19 protein-coding genes are annotated in these 16,461 nt (G+C 63.4%); 11 read left to right on the top strand and 8 right to left on the bottom strand.

What is annotated here, in order from left to right:
- The first annotated feature begins 93 nt into the window (after positions 1 to 93).
- Positions 94 to 837, top strand: coding sequence for a DUF1194 domain-containing protein (locus ACGYLQ_RS03780; RefSeq protein ID WP_394440540.1), 744 nt, complete (start codon positions 94 to 96; stop codon positions 835 to 837).
- Here the strand turns inward: ACGYLQ_RS03780 and ACGYLQ_RS03775 are convergent.
- The 3 genes from ACGYLQ_RS03775 to ACGYLQ_RS03765 form a co-directional block, all read right to left on the bottom strand.
- Positions 831 to 1,331: a MarR family winged helix-turn-helix transcriptional regulator gene (locus ACGYLQ_RS03775; RefSeq protein ID WP_067262129.1), complete on the bottom strand. Its 501-nt coding sequence runs from the start codon at positions 1,329 to 1,331 to the stop codon at positions 831 to 833. The two genes, ACGYLQ_RS03780 and ACGYLQ_RS03775, sit on opposite strands and share 7 nt — an antisense overlap.
- Before the next feature lie 83 nt (positions 1,332 to 1,414).
- On the bottom strand, positions 1,415 to 1,681 hold the full coding sequence (locus tag ACGYLQ_RS03770) for a succinate dehydrogenase assembly factor 2 (protein WP_209219028.1): 267 nt from the start codon (positions 1,679 to 1,681) through the stop codon (positions 1,415 to 1,417).
- Positions 1,674 to 2,075 (bottom strand): helix-turn-helix domain-containing protein, encoded by a 402-nt coding sequence (locus ACGYLQ_RS03765; protein ID WP_067262132.1) that lies wholly within the window; start codon positions 2,073 to 2,075, stop codon positions 1,674 to 1,676. Before ACGYLQ_RS03765 ends, ACGYLQ_RS03770 begins: the two co-directional genes overlap by 8 nt.
- Before the next feature lie 85 nt (positions 2,076 to 2,160).
- On the opposite strand from ACGYLQ_RS03765, the gene ACGYLQ_RS03760 reads away from it, so the two are divergent.
- A complete protein-coding gene (locus ACGYLQ_RS03760) occupies positions 2,161 to 3,363 on the top strand; it encodes a pyridoxal phosphate-dependent aminotransferase (protein WP_394440538.1) in 1,203 nt (400 codons plus the stop codon).
- Between the two features lie 11 nt (positions 3,364 to 3,374).
- The gene (locus ACGYLQ_RS03755; protein ID WP_394440537.1) at positions 3,375 to 3,776 is read left to right on the top strand and encodes a hypothetical protein; all 402 of its coding nucleotides are present in this window, start codon (positions 3,375 to 3,377) and stop codon (positions 3,774 to 3,776) included.
- Positions 3,777 to 3,779: 3 nt separating this feature from the next.
- On the opposite strand, the gene ACGYLQ_RS03750 is transcribed toward ACGYLQ_RS03755, so the two are convergent.
- A complete protein-coding gene (locus ACGYLQ_RS03750) occupies positions 3,780 to 5,135 on the bottom strand; it encodes an MATE family efflux transporter (protein WP_394440536.1) in 1,356 nt (451 codons plus the stop codon).
- Positions 5,136 to 5,284: 149 nt separating this feature from the next.
- On the opposite strand from ACGYLQ_RS03750, the gene ACGYLQ_RS03745 reads away from it, so the two are divergent.
- From ACGYLQ_RS03745 to ACGYLQ_RS03720, 6 genes are all read left to right on the top strand, one after another.
- Positions 5,285 to 6,172, top strand: a complete 888-nt coding sequence (locus tag ACGYLQ_RS03745) for an alpha/beta fold hydrolase (protein WP_394440534.1) — start codon at positions 5,285 to 5,287, stop codon at positions 6,170 to 6,172.
- Between the two features lie 47 nt (positions 6,173 to 6,219).
- Positions 6,220 to 6,468 carry a hypothetical protein gene (locus ACGYLQ_RS03740; RefSeq protein WP_093926785.1) on the top strand — a complete coding sequence of 83 codons (249 nt, stop codon included), beginning with the start codon at positions 6,220 to 6,222 and terminating at the stop codon, positions 6,466 to 6,468.
- Positions 6,465 to 6,842 carry a type II toxin-antitoxin system death-on-curing family toxin gene (locus tag ACGYLQ_RS03735; protein WP_394440532.1) on the top strand — a complete coding sequence of 126 codons (378 nt, stop codon included), beginning with the start codon at positions 6,465 to 6,467 and terminating at the stop codon, positions 6,840 to 6,842. Before ACGYLQ_RS03740 ends, ACGYLQ_RS03735 begins: the two co-directional genes overlap by 4 nt.
- Positions 6,843 to 6,938: 96 nt before the next feature.
- Positions 6,939 to 8,894 carry a DNA topoisomerase IV subunit B gene (parE, locus tag ACGYLQ_RS03730; protein ID WP_394440530.1) on the top strand — a complete coding sequence of 652 codons (1,956 nt, stop codon included), beginning with the start codon at positions 6,939 to 6,941 and terminating at the stop codon, positions 8,892 to 8,894.
- Positions 8,887 to 9,681: a hypothetical protein gene (locus ACGYLQ_RS03725; RefSeq protein WP_394440528.1), complete on the top strand. Its 795-nt coding sequence runs from the start codon at positions 8,887 to 8,889 to the stop codon at positions 9,679 to 9,681. Before parE ends, ACGYLQ_RS03725 begins: the two co-directional genes overlap by 8 nt.
- Before the next feature lie 194 nt (positions 9,682 to 9,875).
- Positions 9,876 to 10,553 (top strand): hypothetical protein, encoded by a 678-nt coding sequence (locus tag ACGYLQ_RS03720; protein WP_394440526.1) that lies wholly within the window; start codon positions 9,876 to 9,878, stop codon positions 10,551 to 10,553.
- Between the two features lies 1 nt (position 10,554).
- On the opposite strand, the gene ACGYLQ_RS03715 is transcribed toward ACGYLQ_RS03720, so the two are convergent.
- The 4 genes from ACGYLQ_RS03715 to proS are packed head-to-tail and all read right to left on the bottom strand — an operon-like array spanning position 10,555 to position 14,436.
- Complete coding sequence (locus ACGYLQ_RS03715) at positions 10,555 to 11,238, bottom strand: ABC transporter ATP-binding protein (protein ID WP_394440524.1); 684 nt, start codon at positions 11,236 to 11,238, stop codon at positions 10,555 to 10,557.
- Complete coding sequence (locus tag ACGYLQ_RS03710; RefSeq protein ID WP_394440523.1) at positions 11,231 to 12,526, bottom strand: lipoprotein-releasing ABC transporter permease subunit; 1,296 nt, start codon at positions 12,524 to 12,526, stop codon at positions 11,231 to 11,233. Before ACGYLQ_RS03710 ends, ACGYLQ_RS03715 begins: the two co-directional genes overlap by 8 nt.
- Before the next feature lie 54 nt (positions 12,527 to 12,580).
- Positions 12,581 to 13,087: a DUF2937 family protein gene (locus tag ACGYLQ_RS03705; protein WP_394440521.1), complete on the bottom strand. Its 507-nt coding sequence runs from the start codon at positions 13,085 to 13,087 to the stop codon at positions 12,581 to 12,583.
- An 8-nt stretch (positions 13,088 to 13,095) separates the two neighbouring features.
- On the bottom strand, positions 13,096 to 14,436 hold the full coding sequence (proS, locus tag ACGYLQ_RS03700; RefSeq protein WP_067265474.1) for a proline--tRNA ligase: 1,341 nt from the start codon (positions 14,434 to 14,436) through the stop codon (positions 13,096 to 13,098).
- 201 nt (positions 14,437 to 14,637) lie between these two features.
- On the opposite strand from proS, the gene ACGYLQ_RS03695 reads away from it, so the two are divergent.
- Together ACGYLQ_RS03695 and ACGYLQ_RS03690 are read left to right on the top strand one after the other, a co-directional pair.
- Complete coding sequence (locus ACGYLQ_RS03695) at positions 14,638 to 15,720, top strand: AI-2E family transporter (protein ID WP_394440519.1); 1,083 nt, start codon at positions 14,638 to 14,640, stop codon at positions 15,718 to 15,720.
- A gap of 1 nt (position 15,721) precedes the next feature.
- A complete protein-coding gene (locus tag ACGYLQ_RS03690) occupies positions 15,722 to 16,402 on the top strand; it encodes a DnaA ATPase domain-containing protein (protein ID WP_271693247.1) in 681 nt (226 codons plus the stop codon).
- Positions 16,403 to 16,461 lie beyond the last annotated feature (59 nt).

Here is a 16,461-nt window from a genome sequence, read left to right as displayed (position 1 = left end):
CGCCGCCCCGGCGTTGATGAGTGAAGCGCGGGGGGCCTTTCCGCCTCCCGCGCTTGTGCCGCGTTTTTCTGATGCCCCGCCGAAGGCAGAGAGATGATCCGCGCCGCCCTCGCCCTTTTTCTCACCCTATCAGGCCCGCAATGGGCCGAGGCCGCATGTCGGCAGGCACTGGCCTTGGGGCTGGACGTTTCTGGGTCTGTCGATGCGCGGGAGTATCGGTTGCAGATGGGCGGTTTGGCCGAGACGTTGGACGATCCGCGCCTGCGGGATGCTCTGCTGGCGCGGCCCGGAGATCACGTCGATCTGATGGTCTATGAGTGGAGCGGGTCCGACGATCAGCGGGTGATCCTACCTTGGACGCCTTTGCGCGATACCGCCGCGCTTGACGATGCCATCACCCTTTTGCGCAGCACCGAGCGGCGCGCGGCGTCGCCCGGCACGGCCTTGGGCGATGCGATGCATTTCGGCGCGCGGCAGTTGGCGACGCGTTCGGACTGCCGGAAACACACGCTGGATATTTCGGGCGATGGTATCTCGAACTTCGGGCCGCGGCCCCGGGATATACGCAGCAGCCTCCAAAACCAGCCCCTTGGGCCGCAGGAGCTGACCATCAACGGCTTGGTGATCGGCGCGAAAGACGCGGGCCTTGACGATAGCGGACAGGCCGAGGTCGGCGCGCTGGCGCCATACTACCGGGCCGAGGTCATCCTCGGCCCCGGAGCATTCGTCGAGACGGCAGAGGGGTTCGAAGACTACGCCCGCGCCATGACGCGAAAACTGCTGCGCGAATTGGACGGGCGGGCCTATGCCCAGCTCCCCCCTGCCCGCGATCAGTAGATATAGCGGATCTGATCCGTCCAATACCGCTCCATCCGTTTGAGCGAGCGGGTGATATCCTCGATCCCCGCATCCCCTAAGACGCCCTTGCTTTCCATCCCATCCGCATGGCGCGAGAATAGATCGGCCACCACATCGCGGATATAGCGCCCCTTTTCGGTAAGGCGCACGCGCACGGAACGGCGGTCAATCTCGCAGCGCTGGTGGTGCATATAGCCCATTTCGACCAGTTTCTTAAGGTTGTAGCTGACGTTGCTGCCCTGATAGTAGCCGCGGCTTTTAAGCTCCCCCGCGGTGACCTCATTATCGCCGATGTTGAACAAAAGCAGCGCCTGCACCGCGTTGATCTCCAACACGCCGACGCGTTCGAATTCGTCCTTGATCACGTCCAGCAGCAAGCGGTGCAACCGCTCGACCAAAGACAGGGACTCAAGATAGCCTGCCATGAAACCCTTTATGGCCATCGGCTGCGTGGCGGGGTCTTGAATGCTCATGCGAAATCTCCGGTTCACTTTGTTTGAACCGGAAACTCGCTAAAAAATCAGAATAATTCGTTAAACCCTTTCGGTTTTTTGAATTAGCCTCGCGCCTCGGCCAATTGCCCACGGATATCCGCGATCAATCCCGCATATTCGGCGGGTGCCTCGGCCTGTCCGCTGACCCAAAGATAGAGGTCGTGGTCATTCTCGTTCAGCATTTGGTCGTAAAGCGTGAGGCCCGCGTCATCCATCTGCGGCAACCGCGCCTCGGCATAGGCCGAAAGGATCAGGTCCATCTCCTTGATGCCCCGGCGCATAGAGCGCATTTGCAGGCGTTTGATCCGGTGTTCGGGGGCTTCAGCCATCTGCGGGCTCCATCATGAGGCGCCGAATGCGCTTTTCCAATTTGCCGACAGTCTCGGCCTTTTTCAGCAGGTCGCTGCGCAGGGCGCGCATATCGGCCAGCACCTCTTCGAGGTCGACACGGCGCGCGGTCTCGCCCGCTTCGGGGGCGTCGACGCCCTCCCCCTCGCCCGTGATCAACCACATCATCGAGACATTGAGCAGCCCCGCCAGCATCGACAGCCGGTTGGCGCGCGGCTCCGACAGGTCGTCTTCCCAACCGCGCAGGGTGGACAGGCGCACGCCCAGCCGTTTGGCCAGCATCGCCTGTGTCATACCTGTCTGTTCGCGGGCCGCCGCGACCCGGTCGCCAAAGGTGGCGGCCTCGGGGCCGTACCAGTCAATCTCGTCGGTCATGCTTTATCTCCTGCCAGACACCCTTGCCGGGTGCGGGGACGCCCCCTATGAACGTGGAGATATTCATAAGCAACCCGAGGCTGAAATGGAACTGCTGTCCGCGACCCTTGATCGGGTCAAACCGTCGCCCACCATCGCCGTCACCACCAAAGCGGCAGAACTCAAGGCCGCGGGGCGCGACATCATCGCGCTTGGCGCGGGCGAGCCGGATTTCGACACGCCGCAGAACATCAAAGACGCAGCCGTGGCCGCGATCAACGCGGGCAAGACGAAATACACCCCCGTCGATGGCATCCCCGAGTTGAAACAGGCGATCTGCGCCAAGTTCAAACGTGACAACGGGCTGGATTACACGCCCGCGCAGGTCAGCGTCGGCACCGGGGGCAAGCAGATCCTCTACAACGCGCTGATGGCCACGATGAACCCCGGCGAAGAGGTCGTGATCCCCGCGCCCTATTGGGTCAGCTACCCCGACATGGTGCTTTTGGCAGGCGGCACGCCGGTCATCGCCCCCGCGACGTTGGAGAATGATTTCAAGCTCACCCCCGAGGCGCTGGAAGAGGCGATCACGCCCAAGACCAAATGGTTCATCTTCAACTCCCCCTCGAACCCCACCGGGGCGGGCTACAGCCGCGACGAGTTGAAGGCGCTGACCGACGTGCTGATGCGCCACCCGCACGTCTGGGTGATGACCGACGACATGTATGAGCATCTCGCCTATGACGGTTTCGAGTTCTGCACGCCTGCGCAGGTGGAACCCGCGCTCTACGACCGCACGCTGACGGTCAACGGCGTGTCGAAAGCCTATGCCATGACCGGCTGGCGCATCGGCTATGCCGCGGGGCCGGGAAAGCTGATCGGTGCGATGCGCAAGATTCAGTCGCAGAGCACGTCGAACCCCTGTTCGGTCAGCCAATGGGCCGCGGTGGAGGCGCTGAACGGCACGCAGGATTACATCGCCGAAAACAACGAGACCTTCGTGCGCCGCCGCAATCTGGTGGTTGAGATGCTCTCGGCCATCGAGGGCATCACTTGCCCGACGCCCGAGGGGGCGTTTTACGTCTATCCCTCCATCGCCGGGCTGATCGGCAAGACCTCGGCGGCGGGCACTAAGATCACGGATGACGAGACTTTCGCCACCGCTTTGCTTGAGGAAACCGGTGTTGCGGTCGTCTTTGGCGCGGCCTTCGGGCTTTCGCCGAATTTCCGGGTCAGCTACGCTACCTCGGATGAGGCGCTGAAAGAGGCGTGCAGCCGCATCCAGAGCTTCTGCGCCGGGCTGACGTAAGGGACAACACCATGGCGGGCGATCTTCCCGACTATTACTTCAGGGTCCGCGAGAATGGCGCGGCGGTGTTTCGGCTGGATGCCGCGAACCGCCAGCGCCGGATCGAGATGGAGCAGATCGCCGTCGTCAACATCCGCAACGGAGAGGTAAAGCCCCATGGGCAGCACCGTTTGACCGAGGCCGATCAGGCCGAGATTGCCCGCTGGACCAAGGCCCGCCGCGAGACCCTTGCGGCGCGCGAGATTGACGACATCCGCCGCGCGGTGGAGCATCTGAACCTCACCACCCAATGGGCGCAGTCCCGCGCCACGGATACCGAGCTTGAGGCGGTAACGGATGAGTTGCTGCTGGCCATGCATGACCTGCGCAGCACGCTGGTGCGCAAGAAGGCGGACCGGATGGACCGGGGCTGAGGCCTAAACCGCCAGCCGCTTGACGATGACGCCCCAGAAACGCGCATTCAGCAGCAGCCCGGCCACCGCCAGCCCTGCCACCAGCCCGGCCCAGATGCCCATGGCCCCGAAGCCCAGCACAAAGCCCAGCAGGTAGGAGCAGGGCATGCCGACGATCCAATAGCTGACCGCGGCCATGACCATCGGCACTTTGGTATCCTGCACCCCGCGCAACAGCCCAAGGGCCACCACCTGCGCCCCATCCACCAGTTGGAACAGCGCCGCCATCACCAGAAGCCCGGTGCCGATGGCAAGGATTTCAGCCCGCGCGGGCTCATCCTCTTGCATGAAGACCGAGATCAGCGGCTCGGGCCAGCCGACAAAGCCGACCATGGTGAGCAGCGCAAATACCAGCGACAGCACGGTCACGATCACCGCGCCGCGTTTCATATGCGGCACGTCGCGGCGGCCATAGGCATTGCCTGCGCGGATCGTGGCGACATTGCTCAGCCCCAGATGCACCATGAAGGTCAGTGAGGCGAGTTGGATCGCGATGCCATGTGCGGCCAGCGGGATCGTCCCCAGCCAGCCCATCATCAGCGAGGAGGCCGCGAAAAGGCCGACTTCGCTCAGCGTGGTCAGGCCAATCGGCAGGCCCAGCATGAACACCCGCAGCAACATCTGCCCGTCCACCCGCCAGAGGCGCAGGAACAGGCTGTGCTGCGGCAGGGCGATCAGCACATAGATCACCACCCCGATCAACGAGACGCATTGCGTCGTGACCGAGGCCACAGCCGCCCCCATCACGCCAAGCTCCGGCGCGCCCCAGTTGCCGAAGATCAGCGCGTAATTCGCCAACGCATTCACCCCGGCGGCCAGCAGGGTGATCCACAGCACCACCTGCGTGCGTTCCAACGCGGCGAGGTAGGATTTCAGCACCATCACCAAAAGCGCGGGCAGAATGCCCCAGCCCGCCACTTTGAGGTAATCGCCCGCCCGGTCGGCAAGGTTCGGCCCCTGCCCCAAAAGGTCGAGCACCGCGGGCGACCAGATCATCGCGGGCAGCGCGATCATGGCGAACCCCACCGAGAGCCACAGCCCCATGCGCGTGGCGCGGCGCAGGCCGATCTCGTCATCCTCGGCGTCATAGGCGGCCACCAAGGGCATCACCGCCATGGCAAAGCCCGACCCAAAGATGAACAGGACGAAGAAATAGGTGCTGCCCAAGACCACCGCCGCCAGCGCTTCGACCGAATACCAGCCGAGCATGACGGTATCGGTCACGCCGATGGCCATCTGTGCCAGATGCCCGCCGATCAGCGGCAGGCCGAGTGTCAGGATCGCCCGGACGTGATTGCGGTTGGTCATTGTCTTGGCCATGGCACGAGCCTTACGCCGGGTCGCTGCAAAGGGGAAGTGCGGTTTTTGCGCTCTGCCATGGGTTTGCGGGGGGTCGATGCCACTGTTTTGCCATGAAATCCTTGCGCCCGCGGCCCTTAACGGCAAAGCTGGTGGCAGGAGGGCTCGCGATGGAACCGACACGGACCGAAACCCGCCGATTGAACGGTCAGGAGATTTTCATTCGCCACTGGGGCGATGAGAGCCTGCCGCCGTTGTTGATGCTCCACGGTTTTCCCGAATACGGCGGCGCGTGGCGTGATCTGGCACCGCTGCTGTGCCAAGACTTCCATTGTATCGCCCCCGACCAGCGCGGCTATGGCCAAAGCAGCGCGCCCGAGGGGATCGAACCCTATGCGATGGCGCATCTCATGGCCGATATGGCCGCTTTGATCGGCGACAGGCCAGTGACCGTCTTGGCACATGACTGGGGGGCCTCCGTGGGCTACGCTTTGGCGATGTTCCGGCCTGAGCTGGTGGCCCGGCTGGTCGTCCTCAACGGCGTGCATCCCGTGCCGTTTCAGCGCGCTATGGCCGCAGGCGGGGCGCAGTCGCGCGCCTCGCAATATATCAACGCCCTGCGCGCCGAAGGCAGCGCGGTGCGGCTGGCGCGGGACGGTTTCGCGGGGCTGCTCGACCTTTTTTCCGCCAATATGGACCTCAGCTGGCTGACGCCCGCGCGGCTTGAAGATTACCGCGCGGAATGGGGGCGGCCGGGGCGGCTCAGGGCGATGATCAACTGGTATCGTGCCTCCCCCCTGCAAGTCGCCGCGCCCGGCAAGCCCCTGCGCGACCTGCCAGAATTCCCGGTCGACCGTTTGCGCGTCCCCTGCCCGCATCTGCTGATCTGGGGAACCGAAGACACCGCCCTTCTGCCCGAAGCCACCGCCGGGTTGGAGGCTTTCGCGCCGGACCTCACCCGGGTCGAGATCGAAGGGGCGGATCATTGGCTGCACCATCAAAAGCCGCCGGAGGTCGCGGCGGCGGTGCTCGACTGGTGTGGGCAGCGGCCCTTGTAAAATGTGCGAAATAATGTATATTCAGATATGCATTCAGGAGCTGCGCCATGACCCGCATTCACACCAACCACATCGCCACCATGACCGAAATGCGCGAGCCGCATAAGGTATTGGAACGCTCGGGCGGCAAGCCCGTGGCGGTGATGAAGAACTCGCGCTGCGTGGGCTATTTCGTACCCGCCGAGGCGACATTGCAAGAAGAGCCGCGCGTGGCCACGCTGGATGAGGTGATGGAGAGCATTGCCCGCAGGAAGCACATCAATCAGCCCGTTCTGGACTACCTCAAAGATAAATGACCTATGTGCTGCTTTCACCTGACCTCGTCGTCAGGATTCACGATTCCGCACTAAACCCAGGCGAGTTGGCCGGCATGGCCTTGGACAAATCGCTAGAAGGGGCATTGGCGCGGGTCGATAACCGGCTGGTCTACGGCATGATCGAAGATGTTTTCGACCTTGCCGCGGCCTATTGCGTGGCAGTTGCCACCGGGCATGTCTTTAACGACGCCAACAAGCGAACCGCGCATCTCGTTCTCGATATCTGCCTTGATCTCAATGGGGTGCAGCTTGACCACGACACCATCGAGGCTGGCGATCTGATCCGCGAGGTGGCCCAAGGCCGCGTCGACGAAGAGACCCTTGCCGATTGGCTGCGCGCCAAAGCTGGCTGACCGGGGCAAAACAGCAGCCCAAGACAAACCCGCGATTGCCCCCGGCGCGCGGGGCTGTCAAAATGGCCCCCACCCACAAACAAAGAGCAGGCCCGCATGACCGACCTTCTTTCCGGCCAGGAACCCACCGAATACGATGCCTCCTCCATCGAAGTGCTGGAAGGGCTGGAGCCCGTCCGCAAACGCCCCGGCATGTATATCGGCGGCACCGATGAACGCGCGCTGCACCACATGGTGGCCGAAGTGCTCGACAACTCGATGGACGAGGCGGTCGCGGGCCATGCCAACCGCATCGAGGTGGAGTTGAACGCCGATTACTCGGTCACCATCCGCGACAACGGTCGCGGCATCCCGATCGACCCGCACCCGAAGTTTCCGGACAAATCGGCGCTGGAGGTGATCCTCTGTACCCTGCACGCGGGCGGCAAGTTCTCGGGCAAGGCCTATCAGACCTCGGGCGGCCTGCACGGTGTGGGCGCCTCGGTCGTCAACGCGCTGTCGGATTCCATGGTGGTGCAGGTCGCGCGCAACCGCGAGCTTTTCGAGCAGCGTTTCTCGCGCGGCATCCCGCAAGGCCCGGTGGAGAAGATCGGCGCGGCCCCCAACCGGCGCGGCACCACCGTCACCTTCCACGCCGACGAACAAATTTTCGGCGCGCATCGGTTCAAGCCCGCGCGCCTGCTCAAGATGGTCCGCTCCAAGGCCTATCTCTTCTCGGGCGTCGAGATCCGCTGGAAGTCAGAGATCGAGGATGGCGACACCCCGATGGAGGCGACCTTCCACTTCCCCGGCGGCCTCGCCGACTACCTGCGCGAGACGCTGGGCAAGGCCACGACCTATGCCGAGAACCCCTTCGCCGGGACCGTCGACTTTCAGGAACGTTTCGGCGTGCCGGGCAAGGTCGAATGGGCGATCAACTGGACGCCGGCGCGCGACGGTTTCATCCAGTCCTACTGTAACACCGTCCCCACGCCCGAGGGCGGCACCCATGAAAGCGGCTTCTGGGCCGCGATCCTCAAGGGCATCCGCGCTTACGGCGAGCTGGCCAACAACCGCAAGGCCAAGGACATCACCCGCGACGACCTGATCACCGGGGGCTGCGCGCTGGTGTCCTGCTTCATCCGCGAGCCGGAGTTCGTCGGCCAGACCAAGGACCGTCTCGCCACCACCGAGGCGCAGCGGCTGGTCGAGAACGCCGTGCGCGACCATTTCGACAACTGGCTGGCGGCGGACACGAAATCCGCGGGCGCGATCCTCGACTTCCTCGTGCTACGCGCCGAGGAGCGGATGCGCCGCAAGCAGGAGAAGGAAACCGCCCGCAAATCCGCCACCAAGAAACTGCGCCTGCCCGGCAAGCTGACCGATTGCACCAGCAAGTCGCGCGAGGACACGGAGCTTTTCATCGTCGAGGGCGACAGCGCCGGCGGCTCCGGCAAGGGCGCGCGCAACCGCGAGAAACAGGCGCTGCTGCCGCTTAAGGGCAAGATCCTCAACGTGCTGGGCGCGGCGTCGAGCAAGCTGTCGACCAATGCCGAGATCAACGACCTTTGCGAAGCGCTTGGCGTTGGCATGGGCACGAAGTTCAGCCTCGACGATCTGCGCTATGACAAGATCATCATCATGACCGACGCCGACGTCGACGGCGCCCATATCGCGTCCCTGCTGATGACCTTCTTCTTCACCCAGATGCGCCCGCTCATTGACGCGGGCCACCTCTACCTCGCCTGCCCGCCGCTCTTCCGCCTGACCCAAGGCGCCAAGCGGGTCTATTGCCTCGACGAGGCGGAAAAGAACATGTGGCTGGAGAAGGGCCTCGGCGGCAAGGGCAAGATCGACGTCAGCCGCTTCAAGGGTCTGGGCGAGATGGACGCGAAGGACCTCAAGGAGACCACGATGGATCCCGAGACCCGCAAGCTGATCCGCGTGACCGTGGACGAGGACGTGCCGGGCGAGACCGGGGATCTGGTGGAGCGCTTGATGGGGAAGAAGCCGGAGATGCGCTTTGCGTATATTCAGCAGAACGCGCAGTTTGTGGAGGAGTTGGATGTTTGAGGGAATGGGAGATGCTGTTGCGAAGCTTCTCCCGTTCGCAGCGGCAACTCTTGAATCTTCATTTGCAACCGCTCTGTTAGGCGCATTTTTCGGCGCGGCTGCTGCCAATCACTTTGCAGTTAATAATGCCCGGAAAAACGCACTTCAAGAACGCCTGTTGGCCAGTAATGCTGCAACAAACTTTGCCATAGCAAGCTTTAATCACGCGATCGGTTTCAAAGCACAACTACGCCCTGTTCTGTACGAGAACTACTTCGCTGATAGAGAACGATACATTTCATTCTTAAGGGAGATAAAAGCCGAAAAGAAAACATTCACCATTCAATACGATTTCAGTCCGGTTCGCGGCTTTAATACGAATGCTGAAAAATTGTTGGAGCTTGTGAGTCATAGAGCTGGCGCCTCCCAAACGGCCATAGTAGCCGCGGCCAATCTAGTGCAAATTTTAGCTAGTCTCGAAGCATTTTTGTCGAAACGTACTGAACAGTTGTCAAGATTGGCTCGCGAAAAGGCCGAATGTGGCGATGAAGAATTTGCTCACCGTTTCTTCGGTTTAGAAGAACCTAATGGAAACATAGACACACGACTGTACGACGCTGTTGATGCGGTACGGCAACATCTGGAAGATGCGATCTTTTTTAGCGCGTATATTGCGGAAAAACTCTCTGAGCAGAACAGAGCGCTATCTCGCAAAATTGGCAAGGGATCGCCCGATCCCGCGACATTTGCAATTGATGAACGCAGGTTAAAAGACCTGATGCCAAATCGTTCCGATTACTCCGATTGAACCAAATAGATTTAACCCACATCTGTTCCGTATCCCATGCGCCTTTGGCGCATAGCCCCTTCCCTTCCCCCCATGGGGAAGGGGCTTCTACACAACGATAGGTCGGGACCGCGACAGCAGTTGCCTGCGCCGTTCGCCATCACGACCAAACTTCCCCCTTGATCCGCAGCCTCCCCCGCGCCTAACTCCATCCCATGATCCGCGCGCTTCTCATCCTGCTCCTCCTCACCGCCTGCGGCCGACCGCTGACCGAGAACGAACGCGCCTATCTCGCCACCATCCACGGGCCCACCCTCAACTACGACCGCGTGCGCCTGCATGACGGCGCCCCCACCCGCGCCGTCACCTTCCGCCGCAAACCCCGCCCGCGCACCACTTGCCGCGAGCGTATCCTGCCGCCGCAGGTGGGCGAGACCGTCACCTCGAAACCCGCCGCCGTGGCGCTGTTCAACCATGTGCTCTTCGACAAGGATTGGTACCTCGAGGACTACCTGCCCGATCACCCCGACCGCATCGGGCTGATCGCCGCCATGCTGCTGGCGCATGAGATCACCCATGTCTGGCAATGGCAGAACCGCGAGTTCACCGGCTATTCGCCCCTGCGCGCGGCCTCCGAGCAGTTCACCAGCCCGGACCCCTACCTCTTCGACGTGGATACCAAGCCGCGGTTTCTCGACTTTGGCTATGAGCAACAAGGCTCGATCGTGGAGGAATTCGTTTGCTGCCGCGCGCTCGACCCGCAGGCGCCGCGCACCAAGCGGTTGCATGCGATGCTGTCGGAGGTCATGCCCGTGGCCCCCCTGCCCCAAAGCCGCCCCTATGACGTGGGCCTGCCCTGGGACGGGGCCGAGCTAGAAAACATCTGCGGCTGAGTCAGACCGGCACCAACTGCCCCGCGTCGAGCCGAATTTGCCGGTCCATCCGGGCCGCCAGTTCGAGGTTATGGGTGGCGATCACCGCCGAAAGCCCGGTGCCGCGCACCAGCGCCATCAGCGCGGCAAAGACCTGATCCGAGGTCGAAGGGTCGAGGTTGCCCGTGGGCTCGTCCGCCAGCAGAAGCCGCGGCGCATTGGCCAGGGCGCGGCAGAAGGCCACCCGCTGTTGCTCGCCACCCGACATGGCGGCGGGGCGGTGATCGGCACGCTCGGCAATGCCCACCTGCGTCAGTAGCTCCCGCGCCCGCGCCTCGGCCTCCTTGCGCGCCACGCCATTGGCCAGCTGCGGCAGCACGATGTTTTCCAGCGCCGTGAACTCGGGCAGCAGGTGGTGGAACTGGTAGATGAAGCCCACGTCGGCGCGTCGCACGGCCGTCCGGCGGCGGTCGCTCTGGCCGGTGAGGTCATCGCCCGCGATCTCCACCGTGCCGCTGTCGGCGGTGTCCAAAAGCCCCGCGATATGCAGCAGCGTCGACTTGCCGGCGCCCGAGGGTGCGACCAGCGCGACCACCTCGCCGGGGGCCACCTCAAGGTCGATGCCACGCAGCACCTGCACCTCATTCGGCGCACCGGGGTTGTAGGCCTTGGAAATGCCGCTCAAACGCAAGACGGGATCATTCATAGCGCAGGGCCTCCACCGGGTTCATCCGCGCCGCGCGGCGGGCGGGAAAGATCGTGACGACAAAGGACAGGCCAAGCGACAGCGCCACGGCCGAGAGCACATCGCCCAATTGCAGTTTCGCGGGCAGGAAATAAATGCCGCGGATCGAGGCATCCCAAGCCGTGCCGCCACTGAGATAGTTCACGAAAGCAAAGATTTGGTCGACATAAGTGGCGAAGAGCACCCCCAGCACCACGCCCGCCGCCGTGCCGATGATGCCGGTAAAGGCGCCACAGATGAAGAACACCCGCAGCACCGAGCCCTCACTGAGCCCCATGGTGCGCAGGATGCCGATGTCGCGGCCCTTGTTCTTGACCAGCATGATCAGCCCCGAGACGATGTTCATCGCCGCGATCAGCACCAACACGCTGAGGATCACGAACATCACCCGGTCCTCGATGTCGAGCGCCGAGAGGAAGGAGCCGGAGGCGTCGCGCCACGTCCAGACCTGCGCGCGCTCGCCCGCCGCCTGCATCAGCGCGGGCGCCATGGCGTCCACCCCTTCCGGGTCTTCGACCATGACCTCCAGCTCATCGGCCACGCCCTCGCGGTTGAAAAAGCTCTGCGCCTCGGTGATCGGCAGGTAAACCCGTGTTTTATCAATGTCGTAGCGCCCGGCAGAGAAGATATACACCACCTCATAGGCATTGACGCGCGGGCTGGTGCCAAAGGCGGTCTTTACCCCGTTGGGCGAGATCAGCTTGACGCTATCGCCAACCTGCACGCCCAAGGACTGCGCCACGCCGCTGCCGATGGCCATGCCCTCTTCAAAACGCGTGATGTCACCGAAAGAACGCTCCGAAGGCTGGATGCCGGGGATGGTCATCAGGTCATCCGAAGCGATGCCGAAAACCTCGACGCCCGCATTCGACTGACGGCGGTTGGCCATGACCTGTTGCCGCACCAGCGGGGCCACGCGGGTCACGCCTTCGACGGCTGCCACCCGCTCGGCCATGGCCTCGTAATCGTCGATGGTGCGGTCGATCTGGCCGTTGGGCAGGACCTCCCCCATCGTGTAGACGGTGACATGGGCATTGGCCCCGAGGATCGTATCGACGAACTCGGCGCGGAAGCCTGAGCGGACCGAAAGCGTGGCGATCAGCGCGAAGACCGCCAGCGTGATGCCGATGAGGCTGATCCACGTCATAACGCTGACGCCCCCTTCGGCGCGGCGGGCGCGCAGGTAGCGCCAAGCGATCATCCATTCAAAAGCCGCGAATGGGGCGGTGCGTGTGGGTTTGCTGGCCATGCGGGAAGGCTCCGGTCTGAGGTGCGCGCAACCTGAGGCTTTGCCCCAGCAGGGTCAAGAACGCAATGCCCGGCGGCGGCGGAAGCGCGCGGGCCATGTGGGTAGCCACAGCAACAGGCGGGTGAGACTGGCCCCCGCGATGAACCCCAAAACGGCGAAGAGCCATTCGGCCCGGCTGCGCGGGGCGGTGGGGGCAAAGCCGCGCAGGGCGGCGCGCAAGGCTTCGGCATCCAGGTTACGCCATAGCAGATAGCAACGCAGGAAGGGGCCCGCTGATTGGAGCCTTGGCAATGTGGCCTCAAGCCCCCCTTGCCGTTCGATGTTGCGGCGCAGGTCCAAGCGCCGACGCTCCAGCAGCGCCGATCCGCGCAGCCGCGCCACAGCGTCTTCCCGCACCAGCCCTGCGGCCTGCGCGGCGGCATCAAAATCCGCCACGACTTTGGCGAGGCGCTGCTCTGCCGCCTCCAGTTGAAACACATAGGCCCGGGTGAACCCCGGGCCTTGTGCGGCAATGCCTGCGCTTACGATCCCACCGGCCAATGTCACCGCCCGTAGGATCATCGCGGGCCTCAGACGATACCGGCGTAGATCTTGGCGATCTTCTCAACCGCCTGTTCGGGCGGTAGCTCCTCGCTTTCGCCTGTCCGGCGGCTGGTGAGTTCGACCACACCGTTCTTCAGCCCGCGTGGGCCGACGGTGATGCGCCATGGCAGACCGATGAGGTCCATCGTGGCGAACTTCATCCCCGCCCCGCCCTTGCGGTCGTCATAAAGCGGATCGAGGCCCAGCGCCTTGAGGCTGTTGTAAAGTGCGTCGCAGGCCGCGTCGGCCTCCGCATCGCCCTGTTTGAGGTTTACGATCCCCGCATGGAAAGGCGTCACCCCCTCGGGCCAGATGATGCCCTTGTCATCATGGCTGGCTTCGATGATCGCGCCCAGCAGACGGCTGACGCCGATGCCGTGGCTGCCCATATGCACCGGCACCTGTTTGCCGTCGGGGCCTTGCACCTTGGCGTTCATCGCGTCGGAATATTTGGTGCCGAAGTAGAAGATTTGCCCCACTTCGATGCCGCGGGCGCTGCGCTGGCGTTCTTCCGGTACCTTGGCAAATACCTCCGGATCGTGGGTCTCATCCGTGCGGGCGTAGCGGGAGGTGAACTCCTCCAGCACCGCGCGGCAGGCGTCGTGATCATTGGGGTCGATCTCGCGGTCACCAAAGGTCAGGTCGGTGATCTCGCTGTCATAGAAAACCTCCGACTCGCCCGTTTCGGCCAGCACGAGGAACTCATGCGTGTCATCGCCGCCGATGGGGCCAGAGTCGGCGCGCATTGGGATCGCTTGCAGGCCCATCCGTTCATAGGTGCGCAGGTAGCTGACCAGATGGCGGTTATAGGCGTGCAACGCGTCTTCTTTGGTGAGGTCGAAGTTGTAGCCGTCCTTCATCAGGAACTCACGGCCCCGCATCACGCCGAAACGCGGGCGGATCTCGTCACGGAATTTCCACTGGATGTGGTAGAGCGTCAGCGGCAGGTCCTTATAAGAGCCGACATGGCTGCGGAAGATGTCGGTGATCATCTCTTCGTTGGTGGGACCATAGAGCATGTCGCGGTCTTGCCGGTCGCGGATGCGCAGCATCTCGGGGCCATAGGCGTCATAGCGGCCCGATTCCTTCCACAGGTCCGCCGATTGCAGCGTTGGCATAAGCATCGGGATATGGCCCACGCGCTGCTGCTCTTGGTGCACGATCTCTTCGACCTTGCGCAGCACCTTGTAGCCCAGCGGCAGCCAAGAGTAGATCCCCGCGCTGGATTGCTTGATCATCCCCGCCCGCAGCATCAACCGGTGGCTGACGATCTGCGCCTCGGCAGGGTTTTCCTTCAGCACGGGCAGAAAATATTGGGACAGACGCATGGTGTTTCCTCATTGACGCATTGCCCCCTGACTAGTGCATGTCAAAGGGCGAGACAATCACATCGCTGAGGTCTGGCGGCCCGCCGGGCCAGTTCCACCGCTTGCCCGTTCCGCGCCCCTGACGCGCGCGCCACCCGCAGCCAAGGCTTGAAACGAAACGCCACATGGGCGATGTGATGGCATTCCCTGCCGGAGAGCGCCATGGCCCTGCCAATCAGAGACCAATTGAAGTACTGGGGCATCGCGGCAGCGGTGTTCATGGTGGCGCTGTGGTTCATCGGTGATGTGATGCTGCCCTTCCTGCTGGGCGGGGCGATTGCCTATTTCCTCGACCCCGTGGCCGACCGGTTGGAGCGTTTGGGGCTCAGCCGCACCATGGCCACCGCCGTCATCACCGTGGTCGCGCTTTTGGTCTTCGTGCTGATGGCGCTTTTGGTCATCCCGACGCTGGTCAATCAGACCGTGAACTTGATCGAGACCGCCCCCAAGCTGACCCGCAATTTCACCGATTTCATCACTGATCGCTTCCCGTCGATTCTGGACGACGATTCGACCCTGCGCACCTCGCTGACGACGCTGGGGACCACCATTCAGGAACGCGGTGGGCAATTGCTGCAAACCGCGCTGGCCTCCTTTGCCTCGCTGATCAACGTCCTGCTCTTGTTCGTCATCGTCCCCGTGGTCGCGGTTTACCTGCTGCTCGATTGGGACCGTATGGTCGCCGCCGTTGACCGGCTGCTGCCGCGTGACCATGCCCCGACGATTCGCCAATTGGCACGCGAGATTGACGCGACGCTGGCCTCTTTCGTGCGCGGCATGGGCACGGTTTGCCTGATCCTCGGCACCTATTACGCCGTGGCTTTGATGCTGGTGGGGCTGCAATTCGGCCTCGTCGTCGGCTTTGTCGCGGGGCTGGTGACCTTCATCCCCTACCTCGGCGCTTTAATCGGCGGGGCACTGGCGATCGGTCTGGCGCTGTTCCAATTCTGGGGGGATTGGCTATCCATCGGTCTCGTCGCGGGGATCTTCGTGCTGGGCCAAGTGGTCGAGGGCAACCTGCTGACACCAAAACTCGTGGGCAATTCGGTCGGGCTGCACCCGGTCTGGCTGCTGCTGGCACTGTCCGTCTTCGGCACGCTTTTCGGCTTCGTGGGTCTGCTGGTCGCGGTGCCCGTGGCCGCCGCCATCGGCGTGATCGCGCGTTTCGCCACGGCGCGCTACCGCGAGAGCGTGCTCTACAAAGGCCGCGAGCCTGAAACGACCGTCGACGAGGACATCCGCTAACATGGCCCACCAACTCGGGTTGAACCTGCCCAGCCGAACGGCTCTGGGCCGCGACGCTTTCTTTGTCGCCCCCTCCAACGCCATGGCTATGGCGATGATCGACGGCTGGCGCGGTTGGGCGGGCGGCAAGCTGGCGCTGACCGGGCCGCAAGGCTCGGGCAAGACGCATCTGACGCATGTTTGGGCAGACCTTTCGGGCGCGCGGATCATCAGCGCGGCGGACCTGCTGGAGGCCGACATTCCCGCCCTTGCCCGTGGCCCCGTGGCCGTGGAGGACGTGCATCTGATCGCCGGAGACGCGGCGGCGCAAACGGCGCTGTTCCATCTGCACAACCTCGTGCTGGCCGAAGGTCAGGCGCTGCTGCTCACCGGCACCGGGCCGGTGGCGCATTGGGGCCTTACGCTGCCCGATCTGGTCAGCCGGATGCGCGGCGCCACGATGGTCGAGATGGAGGCGCCAGACGATGCGCTGCTCTCGGCCCTGCTGGTCAAACTGCTGGCCGACCGGCAACTGACGCCCAAGCCGGAGCTGATCAACTACCTCATGACCCGAATGGACCGGTCCTTTGCCGCTGCCATCGCGCTGGTCGACCGGCTGGATGCCGCCAGCCTTGCGCAGAAGCGCCCCCTGACCCGCGCACTGGCCGCGCAGGTGCTGGACATCGCCCCGCCTCGCGCGTGATACTGGAATAATTAACGCAAGCCTTCGCAAACCCGTTACATTCCAATGTCATGAGGCCC

The organism is Sulfitobacter sp. 1A12779 (genome assembly GCF_043557315.1).
Lineage (GTDB): Bacteria > Pseudomonadota > Alphaproteobacteria > Rhodobacterales > Rhodobacteraceae > Sulfitobacter > Sulfitobacter faviae.
This window is presented reverse-complemented; position numbering and strand designations above follow the sequence as displayed.